General features: G+C 32.3%; 2 protein-coding genes. Both read right to left on the bottom strand.

Annotated features, from left to right (window positions below; translation table 11 throughout):
* Nucleotides 1–65 precede the first annotated feature (65 nt).
* A complete protein-coding gene (locus F973_RS01190) occupies nt 66–929 on the bottom strand; it encodes a hypothetical protein (protein ID WP_004759010.1) in 864 nt (287 codons plus the stop codon).
* A gap of 18 nt (nt 930–947) precedes the next feature.
* On the bottom strand, nt 948–1,208 hold the full coding sequence (locus F973_RS01195) for a hypothetical protein (RefSeq protein WP_004759011.1): 261 nt from the start codon (nt 1,206–1,208) through the stop codon (nt 948–950).
* Nucleotides 1,209–1,370 lie beyond the last annotated feature (162 nt).

Consider the following 1,370-nt stretch of genomic DNA (forward strand, 5'->3'; position numbering starts at 1 on the left):
TGATCAGCTACCACAACAAAATAAGGTAGCTTAACTAGAGCAGAATATCACTTATAAATAAGCTTTTAGTTGTTCAAACATGTGGGACCACCTCTTTCTAATTTTTTCTCTTGCTTATTTAATTGACTATCCACATTTGTATTTAATCGTTCACCAAAAGTTTCCATCTTTGTCATTAAGCTTGCTGCATTTTGTACTGAGTTTGTCTTTAATGCGCTATGAGCTTCTTGAACTGTTAATACATTAGCATTGACATGCTCCTGTAGTTGATTTTGCAAAGTCTGCATTTGTAATATCAATGCATGTTGCAGACGATCTAACTTTTCTTCAGCATGTGAAATTTTTTGCTGAATTTCATTCTCTGTTTTATTTAATGCTTGTGCATACTGCTGATTACTCTGGTTGAGCTGTATTACAAGTCCATCCAGCTCTTTTGTAAATTGCTCTAGTTGAATTACAACAACTGCAGCCTTCTCTAATGCTGGTAATGTTTCAGCTAGATCTTTTTGAATAGGCGTAATAATGTCTTTTAAAATTTTCTGTGTTGCTTCAGCAACTACAGAATCTAGTAGTTCATGTTTATTTTTAATATCTGAAGAATGTTGCTGTAGTTTTTCTACAACTTGCTGAGCTCCAGACACTGCTTGAGCAGCTTGAGATAATTCAGGGCTAAGCTCATTCAACTGTAATATTACAGGTTGAATGGTCTGATCTAAAATCTGATGAGTTGTCGTTTCTACAATTTTTTGCATATCGACATACTGTTGCCCTAATTGATGAGCATATTGCTGAATTTTACTGATTTCTTTTTGTGATTCACTAAGTGTTTTACTTAGTGGTTCTACACATTGCTCTATGACACCAGAAGAAGTGGTATTCACCAATTCTACAAATTGTTGATATAAGGGGTTATTAACTTGACTATTCATAATAATATCCAATTAGCGTCATGAAGGTTGAGATAGTATCAAACCATCTCTAGATGTAGTTTCTGGGTTTAAAGCGTAATATTGATAAAGTTCAAGTTCTTTATTTAAAATCTGTAAATGATTTTTTAATTTGGGGTGATAAAACTGATTGGCATTTTCAAGACAAATCCAACCTGCTTGTACTTGATGAGCAAAACTCTGATTTAATAATTGCTTTAAATAAGACTCAAATTTTTTAAATCGATCTAATTTTTGTTCATGTAATAATTGAAAATGCAATAATAGAATTTTCTCATCCTTATTTGATTGTTCATGATTTAAGGTCGGTATGTAATGAGGTGGTTCCGTTAATTAGACCACTCAATTCAGTTTTATAAGTGATAAATCCGCTCTAAATATTTAAATCATGCTGCCATTACTTTTAGTAAATGTTGATCATAA

Origin of the sequence: Acinetobacter sp. CIP 102129, assembly GCF_000368305.1 — a bacterium.
GTDB classification, from domain to species: domain Bacteria; phylum Pseudomonadota; class Gammaproteobacteria; order Pseudomonadales; family Moraxellaceae; genus Acinetobacter; species Acinetobacter parvus.